At 75.2% G+C, this 15721-nt stretch carries 16 protein-coding genes; 6 read left to right on the forward strand and 10 right to left on the reverse strand.

All coding sequences use genetic code 11. From position 1 onward, the window contains the following. Positions 1 to 93 precede the first annotated feature (93 nt). Both FVA95_RS04310 and FVA95_RS04315 read right to left on the reverse strand, forming a co-directional pair. Positions 94 to 1506: a phosphomannomutase/phosphoglucomutase gene (locus FVA95_RS04310; protein WP_149663038.1), complete on the reverse strand. Its 1413-nt coding sequence runs from the start codon at positions 1504 to 1506 to the stop codon at positions 94 to 96. 62 nt (positions 1507 to 1568) lie between these two features. Beyond that, positions 1569 to 1919 (reverse strand): DUF3499 domain-containing protein, encoded by a 351-nt coding sequence (locus FVA95_RS04315; protein WP_020627719.1) that lies wholly within the window; start codon positions 1917 to 1919, stop codon positions 1569 to 1571. A 134-nt stretch (positions 1920 to 2053) separates the two neighbouring features. On the opposite strand from FVA95_RS04315, the gene FVA95_RS04320 reads away from it, so the two are divergent. After that, a complete protein-coding gene (locus FVA95_RS04320; protein WP_193564294.1) occupies positions 2054 to 2539 on the forward strand; it encodes a metallopeptidase family protein in 486 nt (161 codons plus the stop codon). A 166-nt stretch (positions 2540 to 2705) separates the two neighbouring features. Here FVA95_RS04320 and FVA95_RS04325 read toward each other — a convergent pair whose 3' ends face one another. Beyond that, a complete protein-coding gene (locus FVA95_RS04325; RefSeq protein WP_043282017.1) occupies positions 2706 to 2996 on the reverse strand; it encodes a WhiB family transcriptional regulator in 291 nt (96 codons plus the stop codon). Positions 2997 to 3217: 221 nt separating this feature from the next. Here FVA95_RS04325 and FVA95_RS04330 point away from each other — a divergent pair, with 221 nt between their 5' ends. Then, on the forward strand, positions 3218 to 3988 hold the full coding sequence (locus FVA95_RS04330; RefSeq protein ID WP_149663039.1) for a site-2 protease family protein: 771 nt from the start codon (positions 3218 to 3220) through the stop codon (positions 3986 to 3988). A 113-nt stretch (positions 3989 to 4101) separates the two neighbouring features. Here the strand turns inward: FVA95_RS04330 and FVA95_RS04335 are convergent, their stop codons facing one another. The 6 genes from FVA95_RS04335 to FVA95_RS04360 are packed head-to-tail and all read right to left on the reverse strand — an operon-like array spanning position 4102 to position 10015. Continuing rightward, a complete protein-coding gene (locus FVA95_RS04335) occupies positions 4102 to 4632 on the reverse strand; it encodes an NUDIX hydrolase (RefSeq protein ID WP_020627715.1) in 531 nt (176 codons plus the stop codon). Between the two features lie 4 nt (positions 4633 to 4636). After that, entirely contained in the window at positions 4637 to 5986 is a 1350-nt protein-coding gene (locus FVA95_RS04340) for a coenzyme F420-0:L-glutamate ligase (RefSeq protein WP_149663069.1), read from the reverse strand. Between the two features lie 28 nt (positions 5987 to 6014). Beyond that, complete coding sequence (gene cofD / locus FVA95_RS04345) at positions 6015 to 7013, reverse strand: 2-phospho-L-lactate transferase (RefSeq protein ID WP_149663040.1); 999 nt, start codon at positions 7011 to 7013, stop codon at positions 6015 to 6017. 19 nt (positions 7014 to 7032) lie between these two features. After that, positions 7033 to 7980: a DNA-3-methyladenine glycosylase gene (locus FVA95_RS04350; protein WP_240051263.1), complete on the reverse strand. Its 948-nt coding sequence runs from the start codon at positions 7978 to 7980 to the stop codon at positions 7033 to 7035. An 11-nt stretch (positions 7981 to 7991) separates the two neighbouring features. Then, entirely contained in the window at positions 7992 to 9062 is a 1071-nt protein-coding gene (locus FVA95_RS04355; RefSeq protein ID WP_020625544.1) for a sugar phosphate nucleotidyltransferase, read from the reverse strand. Between the two features lie 38 nt (positions 9063 to 9100). Then, positions 9101 to 10015, reverse strand: coding sequence for a glycosyltransferase family 2 protein (locus FVA95_RS04360; RefSeq protein WP_149663041.1), 915 nt, complete (start codon positions 10013 to 10015; stop codon positions 9101 to 9103). A 377-nt stretch (positions 10016 to 10392) separates the two neighbouring features. Here FVA95_RS04360 and FVA95_RS04365 point away from each other — a divergent pair, with 377 nt between their 5' ends. Genes FVA95_RS04365 through FVA95_RS04380 form a run of 4 tightly spaced genes read left to right on the forward strand, consistent with a single transcriptional unit; the run spans position 10393 to position 14434 of the window. After that, positions 10393 to 12051 carry an LCP family protein gene (locus FVA95_RS04365; RefSeq protein ID WP_240051264.1) on the forward strand — a complete coding sequence of 553 codons (1659 nt, stop codon included), beginning with the start codon at positions 10393 to 10395 and terminating at the stop codon, positions 12049 to 12051. 17 nt (positions 12052 to 12068) lie between these two features. After that, positions 12069 to 12815, forward strand: coding sequence for a TIGR03089 family protein (locus FVA95_RS04370; protein WP_149663042.1), 747 nt, complete (start codon positions 12069 to 12071; stop codon positions 12813 to 12815). Between the two features lie 22 nt (positions 12816 to 12837). Next, on the forward strand, positions 12838 to 14103 hold the full coding sequence (gene ilvA / locus FVA95_RS04375; protein ID WP_370460829.1) for a threonine ammonia-lyase IlvA: 1266 nt from the start codon (positions 12838 to 12840) through the stop codon (positions 14101 to 14103). Positions 14104 to 14161: 58 nt separating this feature from the next. After that, positions 14162 to 14434 (forward strand): MSMEG_0570 family nitrogen starvation response protein, encoded by a 273-nt coding sequence (locus FVA95_RS04380; RefSeq protein WP_226360665.1) that lies wholly within the window; start codon positions 14162 to 14164, stop codon positions 14432 to 14434. A gap of 9 nt (positions 14435 to 14443) precedes the next feature. Here FVA95_RS04380 and FVA95_RS04385 read toward each other — a convergent pair whose 3' ends face one another. Further along, positions 14444 to 15622: a benzoate/H(+) symporter BenE family transporter gene (locus tag FVA95_RS04385; RefSeq protein ID WP_149663043.1), complete on the reverse strand. Its 1179-nt coding sequence runs from the start codon at positions 15620 to 15622 to the stop codon at positions 14444 to 14446. Positions 15623 to 15721: the final 99 nt, after the last annotated feature.

The following is a 15721-nucleotide window of genomic DNA, read 5'->3' on the forward strand; positions in this document are numbered from 1 at the left end:
TCTCGCGCTCTCGATGCTGCCACTCGGTACCGACACTCCGCGGCAGCCGACCGGGTACGGACGCCGTCACCGCAGGTGTGCGGGGTCGTGCGATCAGGCGCGCACGACCGCCAGCACCTCGTCGACCAGGGCACGGACGGCCGCGGCGTCCGCCGCCTCGACGTTGAGCCGCAGCAGCGGCTCGGTGTTCGAGGCCCGCAGGTTGAACCACGAGCCGTCCGGCAGCGAGACCGTCAGCCCGTCCAGCCGGTCGAGCTCGATCCCGTCGCGCGCGCCGAAGACGCGCTCGATCTCGGCGACCCGCGCCGCCTGGTCCTCGACCGTCGAGTTGATCTCGCCGGAGGCGGCGTAGCGGTCGTAGTCGGCCATCAGCCCGGACACCGTCGCGCCGTCGGCCGCCGCCCGGTGCTCGCCGAGCGCGGCCAGCAGGTGCAGCGCCGCGAGCATCCCGGAGTCGGCCTTCCAGAAGTCGCGGAAGTAGTAGTGCGCGGAGTGCTCGCCGCCGAACACCGCGCCGGTCTCGGCCATCGTCTGCTTGATGAACGAGTGCCCGACCCGGGTGCGGACCGCGCGGCCGCCGTGCTCGGCGACCAGCTCGGGGACCGCCCGCGAGGTGATCAGGTTGTGGATCACGACGACGTCGGACTCCCCCGCCGCGTGCGCCCTGGCGAGCTCACGGGCCGCGACCAGACCGGTGATCGCGCTCGGGCTCACCGCCTCGCCCTGCTCGTCGACGGCGAAGCAGCGGTCGGCGTCGCCGTCGAAGGCCAGGCCGAGGTCCGCGCCCTCGGCGACGACCCGCTTCTGCAGGTCCACCAGGTTCGCCGGGTCCAGCGGGTTCGCCTCGTGGTTCGGGAAGTTCCCGTCGAGCTCGAAGTACAGCGGGACGACGCGCACGTTCAGGCCGTCGAACACGGTCGGGACGGTGTGCCCGCCCATCCCGTTCCCGGCGTCGACGACGACGGTCAGCTCCGGGGACGCGTCCAGCGAGGTCAGGTCGACCAGGCCGCGGAGGTGACGCGCGTAGCCGTCGAGCATGTCCTCGGTGCGCACGGTCCCCGGGGACCTGACCTCGGGGACCCCGGAATCGAGGAAGCGGGCCGCCTCGTCGCGGATCGTCGCGAGACCGGAGTCCTGACCGACCGGGACGGCGCCGGCCCGGCACAGCTTGATGCCGTTGTAGGCGGCCGGGTTGTGGCTCGCGGTGAACATCGCGCCGGGCAGGTCCAGCGAGCCGGAGGCGTAGTAGAGCATGTCGGTGCTCGCGAGCCCGATGTCGACGACGTCGAGCCCCTGCCCGGTCACCCCGTCCGCGAACGCCGCCGCCAACGCGGGCGAGCTGTCCCGCATGTCCCGCCCGACGACCACCGCCGACGGCGCCGGGTCGTCGCCCGCCACGAGCCGCGCCGTCGCCGCACCCAGTGCACGCGCGGTGGACTCATCCAGTTGATCACCGACGACACCGCGGATGTCGTAGGCCTTCACGATCGCCGAGAGGTCGGGCACGACGCACGACCCTAGCGCAGTCGTGTCACCCGTCCGCGCAGGTCTCCTCACCCCGTGGGGGCTCAGCCGTCCTCGGGCTTCGGGAGCACCCGCAGGTGCCCGCGCCGCCCCGTGCCACCCGGCCGTGCGACGACCTCGACCGGCCGGTCCACCCGGCCCGCCTCGCGGACGGCGTCGGCGAGCGCGGTGAGGTCCTCACCGCTGTGCTGGGGCTGGGCGAACTCGCCCTCGAACCGGACGACCTCCCACCCGCGGGGTGCCGTGAGGTTGTGCGCGTGCCCGGTGCAGAGGTCGTAGGAGTGCGGCTCGGCCTGCGTGGCCAGCGGGCCGACGACGGCGGTCGAGTCGGCGTAGACGTAGGTGAGCGTGGCGACGGCGAGCTCGGTGCAGCCCGTCCGTGAACATCTCCGCACACTCAACACGTCGTCGACGATAGCCCGTCGCAGGCCCCCCGCCGTACTGCGACGCGCACCCCGCTCGGCGGACGGTCCGCCCGCCGCGGTCGCGGGTCGCCCCTCGACGGGGCACGGGGTCCTAGAATGCCGTGGTGCCCACCGCTCGCCCCGAGAACGACCGCCGGCCGCCGCGCAGCCCGCGCCGGCGGGACCGGCGTGGACGCGGCCTGCGCGGCCTGATGTACCCGGTGTCGACGCCGGCCTTCCGCACCCGCGCCGAACGCTTCGACGCGAAGGTGCTGGAGGCGCTCGAGCCGATCGAGGCGCGCTGGGGCCCGGAGCTGGTCGACCTCGACCTCGCCGTCGACGACGTGCCGTCGGTCGACCGCACCTCGCCCGACGAGATCGTGTGGGGCACCGGGGTGCTGGCCGACGTCGGCGTCCCGCTGGCGCACCTCGTCCCGGCCGGGGTCGACTCCGCCGGGATGCCGACCCGGGCGCGGATCGTGCTCTACCGCCGCCCGCTCGAGGCCAGGGCGCGCAACGGCGAGGACCTCGCCGACCTCGTGCACGAGGTGCTCGTCGAACAGGTCGCGGAGTACCTCAACATCGAGCCCGACGCCGTCGACGGCGGCTGAGCGGCGCGGTACGGCTGCCCCGGCGGACCGGCGACCACCGCCCCCCGGTACGACGACAGGCCGGTCACCGTGACGGCGACCGGCCCCGTGCTCGTTCCCCCGCAGCGTGTTCGTTCCCCCGCGGGCGAATCGCAGACTGCGGTGCTGTCTGCGCTCTTCGCTCCGCTCAGACTGCGGCCCGGCGGAGGCGACGACGCTCCCGCTCGCTCAGCCCGCCCCAGATGCCGAAGCGCTCGTCCTGGGCCAGCGCGTACTCCAGGCACTCGGCGCGGACCTCGCAGCCGGAGCAGATGCGCTTGGCCTCCCGGGTGGAGCCGCCCTTCTCGGGGAAGAACGCCTCCGGATCGGTCTGGGCGCACAGCGCGCGCTCCTGCCAGTCCGGCACCTCCTCGGCGGAGCCGTCGTCCAGCAGGCCCCTCAGGTCCAGGATCTGGGCGACCTGGTCGTAGTCGGCCATCTCCTGGCCGGGTCGTTCGACCGCCCCCACCGGCTCGGCTTCCACCGGCCGCAGCATCCGCATGAACCCCTCGACGTCGTCCACTCGCCCACCTCCCCGCAACGCACTGGCGAATGACACCGCTGTAAGTACAGCGCTGACACTCGCTCTGTGCAAGCCGGCTCTGCCGATTGAGTGAAGGGTCGCGCGCGGACGTTTCCTCCGACATGGAGTATGGGTACGTGCCGTCCCTGACACGCCGCATCAGCCCCTGGTTCCTGCTGATCCTCGGCGTCACCCTGCTCGGTGGTGTTCTCGCTGCCGCCGCCGTCCCCGCCCAGTCGCAGGCCCTGGCGACCCTCGGGATCTTCGTCATGGTGCTCGGCGGCTGGGTGGTGTCGCTGTGCCTGCACGAGTACGGGCACGCCATCACCGCCTACCGCGGCGGGGACACCTCGGTCGCGGCCAAGGGCTACCTCACCCTCGACGTGCGGCGCTACACCGATCCCGGCCTGTCGCTGGTGCTACCGCTGATCATCCTGCTGATCGGCGGGCTGCCGCTGCCCGGCGGCGCGGTGTGGATCAACCAGTGGGCGCTGCGGTCGCGGGCCCGGCGCAGCGCGGTCTCGCTGGCGGGCCCCGCGGCGAACCTCGTCCTGGGCATCGTGTTGATCATCACGGTGGCCGCGTTCCCGGGGATGCCGCTGCCGGTCGCGGCGGGACTGTCCGCGCTCGCCTGGTTCCAGATCATCGCGTTCGTGCTGAACATGCTGCCCGTGCCCGGCCTCGACGGCTGGGGCGTGCTGGAGCCGTACCTGTCCGTGCCGGCACTGCGCCTCGGCGAGCGGGTCCGGCCCTGGGCACCGTTCGTGCTGCTCGCCCTGCTGCTGTTCGTGCCCGGGGTGAGCGCGCTGTTCTTCGCCGTCACCCAGCTGCTCTTCGGCGCCGCCGGCGGCGACCAGCAGCTGTTCCAGCTCGGCTACTCCGAGCTGTTCTTCTGGCGCAGCCTCTGAGCCCCGCTCGCCGCTCCACGGTTCGCGCGCGAGTTCGGGGTCCGCGCGTGCTGTGACGCGCGGGCCCCGGTTCCGCGCGCGGACGCCGCCGGTGGAGCCGGCGGGGTCGCAGGTCAGCGGGCGGCGGCGACCATCGTGGCGACGGTGTCGTCGTCGTCCGGGAGGGCGTCGACCGGCCACCAGCGCAGGTCGAGCGACTCGTCGCTGATCCGCGGGGTCGCCCCGGCCGGGGCGCGGACCAGGTAGCGCACGTCGAGGTGCCGGGTCGGGACGCCGAGCGAGCAGGTGACCGGATGGACGTCGACGTGCAGCGGGTGCTCGCCGATCTCCAGTCCCGCCATCCCGGACTCCTCGGTGGCCTCCCGCAGCGCCGCGGCGCGCAGCGAGCCGTCGCCGGGCTCGCAGTGCCCACCCAGTTGGATCCAGCGCCCGACCCGCGGGTGCAGGGTCAGCAGCGTGTGCTCGCCGGTCGCGTCGAGCAGCAACGCCGACGCGGTGAGGTGGCCGGGCACGCAGGAGCGGTCGCAGGCGTCGTCCGGGCGCGCGTCCAGGAAGGCCAGCAGCGCGTGCTGCAGAGCCCGCTGGCCGGCGTCGGGCGGGGTCCAGGCAGCGAGCTCGCGGGCGGCCGTCGCCGGGGCTACCACGGGCTCACAGCTCCAGCAGGCCGTCGCCGACCGGCCGGGGCTCGCGCGGGGCGATCGGTTCGACCGGCACGCCGACGGCGACCGCGCCGAGCGCCGCCCAGTCCTCGGGCAGGTCCAGGACCCGGCGGGCGACGTCCGCGGCGAAGATCGTCGAGCCGACCCAGCAGGACGCCAGGCCCTCCGCGGCCAGCGCGACCAGCAGGGACTGCACCGCCGCCCCGCCGGCGACGGTGAACATGTCCCGCTCGGCGGCGTTGCGGGCCGCGTCCGGGTAGCCGTGCATCCCCGCGGTGGACCGGAACGCCAGCACCAGCTCCGGGGCGCGGCGCAGCAGGTCCCCGCGGGCGAGGCGGCGTTCCACCTCGTCGGCCGGGCGCCCGTCGGCGACCAGGTCGGCACGCCAGCGCTCGCGCAGGGCGTCGAGCAGCGCGGTGCGCCGCGCCGCGTCGCGCAGCCACACGAACCGGAACGGGGTGCTGTGGTGCGGCGCGGGTGCGGTCAGCGCGACGCCCACCGCGCGGCGCACGGCGTCGGCGTCGACCGGCTCCTCGGCGAAGTCCCGGGTACTGCGTCGCAGCAGGACCGCCTCGCGGCGTCCGCGGTCGATCGCCTCCTCGGTGCCCAGCCAGAACAGGTCCTCGGAGATCGGCCGGATCAGGTCGCGGGCGGTCGAGCCGTCGTCGGGCAGGGCCGCGCCGCGCAGCACCGCCACCGGCAGCCCGCCGAGCTTGCCCTTCACCAGGTCCGCGGCCGCGGCGATCTCGTCGGCGACGGCGATCTCGGTGACGACCAGGTCGTTGCCCTGGCCGTCGACGGCGCCGGAGTAGCCGTGCAGCACCGGCAGCCCGGCCGCGCCGATCGCGATGTCGGTCTGGCCGACCCGCCAGCTGCGCCCCAGGGTGTCGGTGACGACGACGCCGACCTCGACGCCGAGCCGCTCGGCCAGCCCCGCGCGCAGCCCGGCCGCACTGGCGTCCGGGTCGACGGGCAGCAGGGCGAGCTCGTCGCGGCGGACGTTGGAGCCGTCGATGCCCGCGGCGGCCTGCACGATGCCGAGCTTCCCGGCCACGATCAGCGTCCGGCCCTTGCGGGCCACCACCCGCTCGGTCTCCTGGTCGACCAGCCTGCGACGCAGCGCGTCGCGCTCCTCGTCGTCGGAGGGGGCCGGCACCAGCCTGCCCTCGACCTTGGAGAACACCTTGCTGGTGACCACCACGACGTCGCCGTCGCGCAGCCAGGCCATCCGCTCGGCCAGGACGGCGGTGAGGTCGTCGCCGGGGCGGAACTCCGGCAGCCCGGGGACCGGGAGGATCTCCAGCTTCTGCGACGCGTGGTCGGGGAATCCGCCGGCCACGTCGGCCCTGTCGGCCCCGTCGGCCCCGTCAGACACCGACGCCCGCCAGCTCGAACGCGGCGCGGGCCATGTCGGCGGTCGCGTCGTGGTCGGTCATCAGCAGCGGCACCTCGCGCACGGTCGCGCCGGGCACGGTCGCGGCGTCACCGGTGTGCACCAGGTAGCCGTCGAGCAGGCCGCCCTCGCCGCGGCCGCCGTAGTGCCGGCCCACGCCCTCGGCGCTGGTCTCGACGCCGATCGCGGTCAGGCAGGCGTCGGCCATGCCGCGCACCGGGGCGCCGCCGACGATCGGGGACAGCCCGACGATCTTCGCGGGCGTCGCGGCGAGGGCCTGGGCGACCCCGGGCACCGAGACGACGGTGCCGATCGACACGACCGGGTTGGACGGGGCGACGAGCACGACGTCGGCCTCGGCGATCGCGGCCCGGGCGTCGGGCAGGATCGCGGCCTGGTCGGCGCCGACCGAGGCGAAGCGGTACGCCTTCGGGGCGGCCCGGTGCCGGATCCACCACTCCTGGAAGTGGATCGCGACCTGCGGGGTCTCCTCGACCGCGGCCGGGTCGGGGTTGTCGATCACGACGTGGGTCTCGACGCGGTCGTCGGTGGCGGGCAGCAGCCGCACCCCGGGCTGCCAGCGGTGGCAGAGCGCCTCGGTGACCTGGGAGAGCGGGTAGCCGGCACGCAGCATCCGGGTGCGGACGAGGTGGGTGGCGACGTCGCGGTCGCCCAGCCCGAACCAGGTCGCGTCGGCGCCGTAGGCCTCCAGCTCGGCCTTGACCGACCAGGTCTCGTCCGAGCGGCCCCAGCCCTTCTCGACGTCGATGTCGCCGCCGAGGGTGTACATGACGGTGTCGAGGTCCGGACAGACCCGCAGCCCGTGCAGCCAGATGTCGTCGCCGACGTTGACCACGGCGGAGATCTCGTGCTCGGACTCCCCCGCGCCGACCGCGGGCAGTCCGAGCGCGACCTTCACGCCTTGCAGGAAGCGGGCCCCGCCGACGCCGCCGACCAGTACGGTGACCTTCACGGGTACGACCCTACGTCGGTCAGAACGAGCGGTAGTCGCGCGGGGAGAACCGCGGCCCGAACCGGGGGCGGCGGAACCCGGACGCCTCGATGTAGCGCACCGCGCGCTGGCGCTGCGGGACGTAGGGGGCGAGCACCTCGAGCATCCCGGCGTCGTCGAGGTCGTGGCCGAGCAGTGCCCAGCCGACGGTGTTGGGCACGTGGAAGTCGCCGAAGCTGACCGCGTCCGGGTCGCCCCAGGCGCGCTGGGCGGTCTCCGCGGCCGTCCACACCCCGATGCCGCGGACCCGGCGCAGCAGCACCCGGCCCTGCTCCCCGCCCAGCTCGACGGCCCGTTCCAGCCGGTGGGCGACGACGGCGGCGTGCAGGATCGCCGTCCGGCGCGCGTGGTCGACGCCGGCCCGGTGCCACTCCCACTCCGGGATCGCCCGGACCTGCTCGGGCGTCGGCGGCACCCGCATCCCGGCGGGCACCACCCCGACGGGCCCCGGCGCAGGGTCACCGAAGCGCCGGGCGAGCTCGCGGAAGCTGCGGCGCGCCTCGGTGCCGGTGACCTTCTGTTCCAGCACCGCGGGCAGCAGCGCGTCCCACACCCGGCCGGTGGAGCCCAGCCGCAGGCCGGGGCGGCGCCGGTGCGCGTCGGCGACGAGCGGGTGGTGCGCCACGAACGCCGCCGGGTCGTCGTCGGCCCCCAGCAGCGACGGCAGCCGGTCGATCTCCCAGGCCGCGCCCGGTCCCCAGCCGGTCGCCCGCACGGTGCCGTGCGGGCTCCCGTCGGCCCGGCGGCGGATCGCGACGGTGGCGGGGCCGGCAGGCGTCGTCGAGACCCGCCAGATCACGGCACCGTCGACGGCGGTGCGCCAGGTGGGGTCGCCCCGGCCGCGGCGCAGCGGGGCCAGCACGCCGTGCAGGTCGAGCGGGAACGGCGGCCGCCATTCCCGGTCCACCACCACGGCGACCGCGTCCACGCCCCCGATGGTCACACGTCGGGCGAGAACCGGACCCCGTGGGGCGGCAGCGTGACGTCCGGCCACACCCGCATGTTGTGCCGCAGCTCGCAGTGCGCGCCGATCACGGCCCGGTCGCCGACCACGGTGTCGCGGATGCTCGCGCCCTCCTCGACGACCGCGCCGGCCCCGATCACCGAGTTCTCCACGACCGCTCCGGCCCGGACCACCGCGCCGTCGAACAGCATGGAGCCCTCGACCCGGGCCCCGGAGCCGATCCGGGCGCCGCGGCCGACGGTCGTCCCGCCGAACACGAACGCGTCGGCGGCCACCTCGGCCCCCTCCAGCACCATCGACTCGCCTGTCGGGCCGGGTAGCGCCGCCGAGGGCGCGACCCCACGGACCAGGTCCGCCGAGCCGTGCACCAGGTCGCCGGGGGTGCCCATGTCGCGCCAGTACGCGACGTCGACGTGGCCCTGCACGTGCGCCCCGGAGGCGAGCAGGTCGGGGAACGTCTCGCGCTCCACCGACACCGGCCTGCCCGCGGGGATCGTGTCGATCACCTCGCGACGGAAGACGTAGCACCCGGCGTTGATCTGGTCGGTCGGCGGGTCCTCGGTCTTCTCGAGGAACTCCAGCACCCGGCCGGTCGGGTCGGTGGGGACGCAGCCGAAGGCCCGCGGGTTCTGCACCCGCACCAGGTGCAGCGTCACGTCGGCACCGGTGCTCCGGTGGGTGTCGGCGACGGCGGTCAGGTCGGTGCCCGCCAGCACGTCGCCGTTGAAGATCATGACGTGCTCGGCCGAGAGCTTGCCGGCCACGTTGCGGATGCCCCCGCCCGTGCCCAGCGGCTCGGTCTCGGTCACGTAGGTGAGGTCCAGCCCCAGCGACGAGCCGTCGCCGAAGTGCTCCTCGAAGGTCTCGGCCAGGTAGCTCGTACCCAGCACGGCCCGCCGGATGCCCGCCTCCCGGATCCGCGACAGCAGGTGCGCCAGGAACGGCACCCCCGCCGTCGGCAGCATCGGCTTGGGCGCCGACAGGGTCAGTGGCCGCAGCCGGGTGCCCTTGCCCCCGACCAGCACGACCGCCTCGACGTCCTGCAATGCAGGTTCCCCCTCAGGTTCCTTCTTCTCGTTCGCGCTCAGCCGGTCCGCCGCAGCAGACCCGAGCGCACGGCCAGGCCGGCACGCAGGGCCGCACGCAGCGGTGCGCGCGCCGGACCGCGGTGGCGGTCGGCCAGGTACCGGTAGGCACTGCGGTGGTGCTCGGCGAGCATCCGTGCCGACACCCCCGGCTTGCCCGTGGACGCTCCGCCCACGTGTACGACATCGGCACCGGGGACGTACACGTTTCGCCATCCGGCGAGCCCCAGGCGTTCCCCCAGGTCGACGTCCTCGAAGTACATGAAGTAGCGCGGGTCGAAACCGTCGACGGAGTCGAACGCGGCGCGCCGCAGGAGCAGGCACGACCCGGACAGCCAGCCGGCCGCCCGCTCGGTCAGGTCCTCGCGGCTGCGCCGGTAGGCCGCGGTCCACGGGTTGGCGGGCCAGACCGGCGCGAGCGCGGCGTGCCCGGCGCCCGCCAGCAGCGACGGGACCTCGCGCGCGGAGGGGTAGACCTCGCCGGACGGCTCGCGGATCAGCGGGCCGAGCGACCCGGCACGGGGGTGCCGACGGCCGGCGTCGAGCAGGATGTCGAGCGACCCGGCGCCCCACTCCAGGTCCGGGTTCGCGACGACGACCCAGCCGTAGCGGTCGGGCAGCGAGGCGACCCCGCGGTTGGCGGCGGCGCCGTAGCCGACGTTCTCCCCGATCGGCAGGAACGTCACGTGGTCCCGCTCGCGGGCCGCGCGCTCCGGGGCACCGTCGACGGATCCGTTGTCGGCCAGGACGACCGGGACGTCCGTCCGGGTCGTGGCACCGCGCAGCGAGTCGAGGAAGGTGTCCAGCAGCGCGCCCGGCGAGTAGGTCACCGTGACGACGGCGACCTCGTCGCCGTAGGACCGCACGTCGTCGGCCACCTGGCCTCCCCGCCCTTCTCCGTCCACCCGGCGCATGTCCCGCAACCTAGCCAGCGCCGGCGCGACCGTGCCCGGCGGCACCGTCCGGCACCGCCCGTTCGCGCCAGCGAAGATCACACTCCGTCACCGCACGATGATAGCGAGACCGTAACCCCAACAGCCGGACCGCCCCCGAACTGCGGCGACACGCCGCACCCGTGCGTCACCCTCAAGTCCCGACCCCCTACGACGACCGGGCGAGCGACCCGACACGCAGCCCCGCGCGCCCCCCGGCGCGGGCCCCGATGCTGCACCCTGGTCCCGACCGGGGTGTCCGGTCCTGGAGACGCACGGCCCGCGCCCGGGTTCACCGGACTCCCCCGTCCGGGTGAGACACGGCTGCGTGGACGAGACGGACCCCGAGGGGAGCGAGCATGGGCGAGAGCTACCGGGACCGCTCCCGCCCGTCGGCCGCCGAGCGCGCCGCCGCCCGGCGATCCGGCCGCCCCACCGCCCCCGACGTCCGGTCCCGCTCGCCCCGCGTCCGCCTCGACACCGGCGCCGCACGCGGGCGACCGGCGGGCTCCGCCGGCTGGAGCCGGGCCGGGGCCAGCCCCGACGAGCACCCGCCGTACCCGGCGCGCGACGGGCGCACCGGCGGACGGCCGACCCGAGGCCGCGGGCTGCTGGCCCGGCTGCGTCTCGCCGTCGCCGTGCTGTCCGCGCTGACGGTGCTGCTCACCGGCGCCGCGTGGACCCTCTACCGCGACGTCACCGGCGGCATCACCACGACGAACCTGCTGTTCGGCGGTTCCGCCGGGGGCGAGCAGAACATCCTGCTGGTCGGTGTGGACAGCCGTACCGACGCGCAGGGCAACCCGCTGCCCGCCGACGTCCTGGCCCAGCTGCGCAGCGGCGCCGAGTCCGGCGTCCTCAACTCCGACACCATCATCGTCGTGCACCTGCCCGCCGACGGCGGCAGCGCGACCGCGTTCTCCATCCCGCGCGACTCCGAGGTGTCGATCCCCGGGATCGGCCGCAACAAGATCAACGCGGCGTACCCGCAGACGAAGGCACAGACCGCGTCCCGGCTCGTCGCCGAGGGCGTGCGCGACCCCCGGCAGATCGACCAGGACTCCTCGCAGGCCGGCCGGCAGGCGCTGATCGACACCGTGCAGGACCTCACCGGGCTGGCCATCGACCACTTCGCCGAGGTCAACCTGCTCGGCTTCTACAACCTCACCAACGCCGTCGGCGGCGTCGACGTCTGCCTGAAGGCCCCGGCCAAGGACGCCTTCTCCGGCGCCGACTTCCCCGCGGGCCCGCAGACGATCTCCGGTGCCGACGCGCTCGCGTTCGTGCGGCAGCGGCACGGCCTGGCCGGCGGGGACCTGTCACGGATCAACCGCCAGCAGGTGTTCCTCGCCGCCGTCGCCAACAAGGTCCTCTCCTCGGGCACGCTCACCGACCCCCGCAAGCTCGGCGCGCTGGTCGAGGTGATCCAGCAGTCCGTCGTCATCGACAGCGGCTGGGACCTGCTCGGCTTCGCCCGCGAGGCGTCGTCGATCGCCGCCGGGAAGATGGACTTCCTGACCATCCCCACCGGCGGCCCGGAGACCACCGGCGGCAAGGACGTGCTGCTGGTCGACCCCGCCGAGGTCCGCGACTTCGTCGCCCGCCACACCGAGCCCGAGCCCGAGGAGGCCGCCGCGACCTCCACGGAGGCGGCGCCGCCGGTCGTAACCGACGTGGCGAACGGGTCCGGGGTGACCGGGCTCGCGGCGCAGGTCGCCGACACCCTGGGCCGCAACGGGTTCACCCCCGGCGAGGTCGGCAACGCCCCGGACCGCACCACCTCGGTGGTCCGCTACAGCCAGGCCGACGGCGACGCCGCCGCCCGCCGGGTCGCCGACGCGCTGGGCGGGATCGGCGTCGAGCAGTCCGACGCCGTCGCCCAGGGCCGGGTGCAGGTCCTGCTCGGCACCGACCGCGCGAACGGCGGCCGGACCAGCGCCGCGGCGGCCGCGCCCGCCGCCGCCCCGGCACCGTCGACCCCGCCGATCACCGCGGGCGGGGTCCCGTGCATCGACTGACGTAGCGTTCCGGGGCGATGGACACCGTCTTCGGCTCCGGCCTGTTCCTCACCGACGCGCTGCTCGGCCCGGCGCTCGGCGCCGCCGCCCCGCGCCCGCTGGTCACCCACTACGACGACGCGACCGGCGAGCGGACCGAGCTGTCCGGCACGACGACCGCGAACTGGACCGCGAAGGCGGCGAACCTGCTGCGCGACGAGGTCGACGTCGAGCCGGGCACCCGGGTGGCGGCACTGCTGCCCGCGCACTGGCAGACCGTCGCGGCGCTGCTCGCCGTCTGGTCCTGCGGCGCGGAGCTCGTCGGCGACCCGGCGGGGGCCGACGTCGTCCTCGCCGACGCGGCGCGGCTCGACCTGGCGCTCGCCGCCGGCGCGGGCACGGTCGTCGCGTTCTCGCTGGACTTCTTCGGCCGCGGCCTGGGCGACCTGCCCGGTGGGGCCGTCGACTTCGCGACCGAGGTCCGGGCGCACGGCGACGAGTTCGTCCCCTGGGACCCGGTCGACGGCGCGGCCCCGGCCTGGGACGGCGCGAGCGGCGAGCAGGTGCTGGCCACGGCCCGGGAGCGGGCGGACGCGCTGGGCATCACCGCGGGCGCCCGGGTGCTGTCGGTCATCGGCTGGGACAGCACCGACGGCCTGCGCGACGGGCTGCTCGCCGTCCTCGCGGCGGGAGCGTCGCTGGTCCAGACGGTGAACCCGGCCGCCGACCCCGCCGCCCTGGACCGGCGCGCCGAGACCGAGCGGGTCACCCTGCGCCTGGGGTGAGCAGCGGCCCCGACCGGGGGTCATGACACCCTGGTCGACCGTGACCACCTCTGTGAGCGCCCGGGACGTCGACGACGCGGCGGCCCGGCTCCGCGCCGTCATCGGCCCGACCCCGCTGCAGCTCAACCCCCGCCTGTCCGACGCGCTCGGCGGCGAGGTCTGGGTCAAGCGCGAGGACCTCCAGCCGGTCCGCTCGTACAAGATCCGCGGCGCGTACAACCTGATCGCGCAGCTGCCCGAGGCCGACCGTCTCGCCGGCGTCGTCTGCGCCAGCGCCGGCAACCACGCCCAGGGCGTCGCGTTCGCCTGCCAGCGCCTCGGCGTGACCGGGCGGGTCTACCTGCCCGGCACCACCCCGCGCCAGAAGCGGGACCGCGTCGCGCGGCTGGGCCGCGACGCCGTCGAGATCCGGGTGGTCGGCAACACCTACGACGAGGCCGCCGCGGCCGCCCGCGCCGACGCCGAGTCCACCGGCGCCACCCAGGTCCCCGCCTTCGACGACCCGCGCACGGTCGCGGGCCAGGGCACCATCGCCCGCGAGATCCTGTCCCAGCTGGCCGACCCGCCGGACGTGCTGGTCGTGCCGGTCGGCGGCGGCGGACTGCTCGCCGGGGCCATCACCTACCTGCGCGAGCACGCGCCGTCGACCCGGATCGTGGGCGTCGAGCCCGCCGGGGCGGCGAGCATGGCGGCCGCGGTGGCCGCGGGCGAGCCGGTGGACCTGGGCACGCTGGACCCGTTCGTCGACGGCGCCGCCGTGCGCAAGGTCGGCGCGGCCACCTTCGACGTGGTGCGCGATGCGGGCGTGGAGCTGCTCGCGGTGCCCGAGGGCCGGATCTGCGTCGAGATGCTCGCGCTCTACCAGTCCGACGGCATCATCGCCGAGCCCGCCGGGGCGCTGTCCCCCGCGGCGCTGGACCGGCTCGACATCCCCCGCGACGCGACGACGGTCTGCCTGCTCTCGGGCGGCAACAACGACGTCTCGCGCTACGCCGACATCGTCGAGCGCGCCCTGGTCTTCGAGGGACGCAAGCACTACTTCCTCGTCGAGTTCCCGCAGGAGCCGGGCGCGCTGCGCCGCTTCCTCGACGACGTCCTCGGCCCGGACGACGACGTCACCTTGTTCGAGTACACCAAGCGCTCCAACCGGGAGACCGGCCCGGCGCTGGTCGGCATCGAGCTGGGCTCCCCGGACGACCTGCCCGCGCTGCTCAAGCGGATGCAGGAGGCTCCTCCGCACATCGAGCCCATCCCGCCGGACAGCCCGCTGTTCGGCTTCATCCTGTAGACGTCGCGCGCAACACGGTGGCAATCCGGGCCGCCTACCGTGCACGACCGTGCCCGAGATGATGTTCGACGTCCGCTGGCCGGACGGCACCGAGGTCAGCTACTACTCGCCGTCGCTGGTGGTGACCGAGCACCTGGACACCGGCACGACCTACCCGGTGGCGGAGTTCGTCACGCGCAGCCGCACCTGCATGGAGATCGCCGACTCGCGGGTCCGCGCGAAGTACGGGTTCGGCTGCGCGCAGTCGGCCCGCACGATCGCGCTCATCGACGCCGCCGCGGGGCGGTTCGCCCCGACCGACGAGGTGCGGGTGCAGGGCTTCCGCCGCTGAGCCCCCGCCTCACGCGGTCGCCACGCGTCGGCGCAGCGCCAGGTGCAGCACCACCCCGGCGAGCAGCCCCCAGAACGCCCCGCCGATCCCGGCGATCGTGACCCCGGCTGCCGAGACCAGGAACGTGGCCGCCGCGGGCACCCGCGCGACGGCCGCGTCCGGCGTCCCGTCGGCGACGGCGAGGGCCCCGGCGAGCGCGGCACCGAACGTGCCGAGCAGGGCGAGCCCCGCGACGGACTCCACGACCCCGGGCGGCGCGGCCGCGACCAGGGCGGCCAGCGTCGTCGCGAGCGGGGCCAGCAGCAGGCAGGTGACGCCGTTGGCCTGGCAGGCGATCCAGCGCCGGGTCGGGTCGGGATGGGCCTCGGACGAGGCGGGCAGGGCCGCGGTGATCGCGGCCAGGTTGATCGCGTGCGCCCCGGCCGGGGCGCCGAGCGCCGTGCCGGCGCCGGTGAGGACCATCGCGTACCGCCACGGCACGCGGTAGCCCGCCGCGCCGAGCACCGCGACGCCCGGCACGTTCTGCGAGGCCATCGTCACCACCCACAGCGGCAGCGCCACCCCGACCACCGCGGCGAGGGAGAACGACGGCACCGTCAGCGCGATCCGCGGGGCCTGCAGCCACCCCCAGCCGTCGGCGAGGGCCATGACGATCACCAGCGCCAGCCCGAACGCGGCCGGCGAGGCCCAGCGCGGCGCGACGCACGACAGGACGACCCACAGCACCACGATCGGCGCGACGAGCAGCGGCCGCTCCACCAGCGCCCGGACCGGTGCCAGGCAGAGCGGCAGCAGCACCCCGGCCAGCATCGCCTGCGCGATCGGCGCCGGGATCGCGCCGACGAGCCGCCCGAGCGGGCGCACGAGCCCCGTCGCGACGACCAGCAGGCCGACGACGACGAATGCGCCGACCGCCGCGGGCCACCCGCCCGCGACGGCGCCGGTGGAGGCCAGCAACGCGGCACCGGGCGTGGACCAGGCGATCGTCAGCGGGCGGCGGAACCGGCGGGACAGCCAGATCGTCGCCAGCCCCATCAGGGCGGTGAGCACCACCAGCCCGGACGCGGCCTGCGCCGGGTCGGCACCGGCCGCCGACAGCCCCGCGAGGACGACGGCGAAGGAGCTGGTCACCCCGATCACCGCGGAGACCACCCCGACCGACACCGGTTGCGCCCAGGAACGATCCACGGGCCCACTCTAACCGCGCCGTTCTGTAAACAGAACTCTCTTCGGGCGGTAAGCAGGATGTTCTGCAGCCGATACACGGGACGCCCCCGGCGGGACCAA

This window comes from Pseudonocardia sp. EV170527-09, from assembly GCF_008369905.1.
Taxonomy (GTDB): Bacteria; Actinomycetota; Actinomycetes; order Mycobacteriales; family Pseudonocardiaceae; genus Pseudonocardia.

Coding starts and splice junctions, on each gene's coding strand:
- FVA95_RS04325 (WP_043282017.1), bottom strand. CDS start 2,996: ATGGCCGACTACGACCAGGTCGCCCAGATCCTGGACCTGAGGGGCCTG.
- FVA95_RS04360 (WP_149663041.1), bottom strand. CDS start 10,015: ATGCGCCGGGTGGACGGAGAAGGGCGGGGAGGCCAGGTGGCCGACGAC.
- FVA95_RS04365 (WP_240051264.1), top strand. CDS start 10,393: ATGGGCGAGAGCTACCGGGACCGCTCCCGCCCGTCGGCCGCCGAGCGC.
- FVA95_RS04370 (WP_149663042.1), top strand. CDS start 12,069: ATGGACACCGTCTTCGGCTCCGGCCTGTTCCTCACCGACGCGCTGCTC.
- ilvA (WP_370460829.1), top strand. CDS start 12,838: ATGACACCCTGGTCGACCGTGACCACCTCTGTGAGCGCCCGGGACGTC.
- FVA95_RS04380 (WP_226360665.1), top strand. CDS start 14,162: ATGATGTTCGACGTCCGCTGGCCGGACGGCACCGAGGTCAGCTACTAC.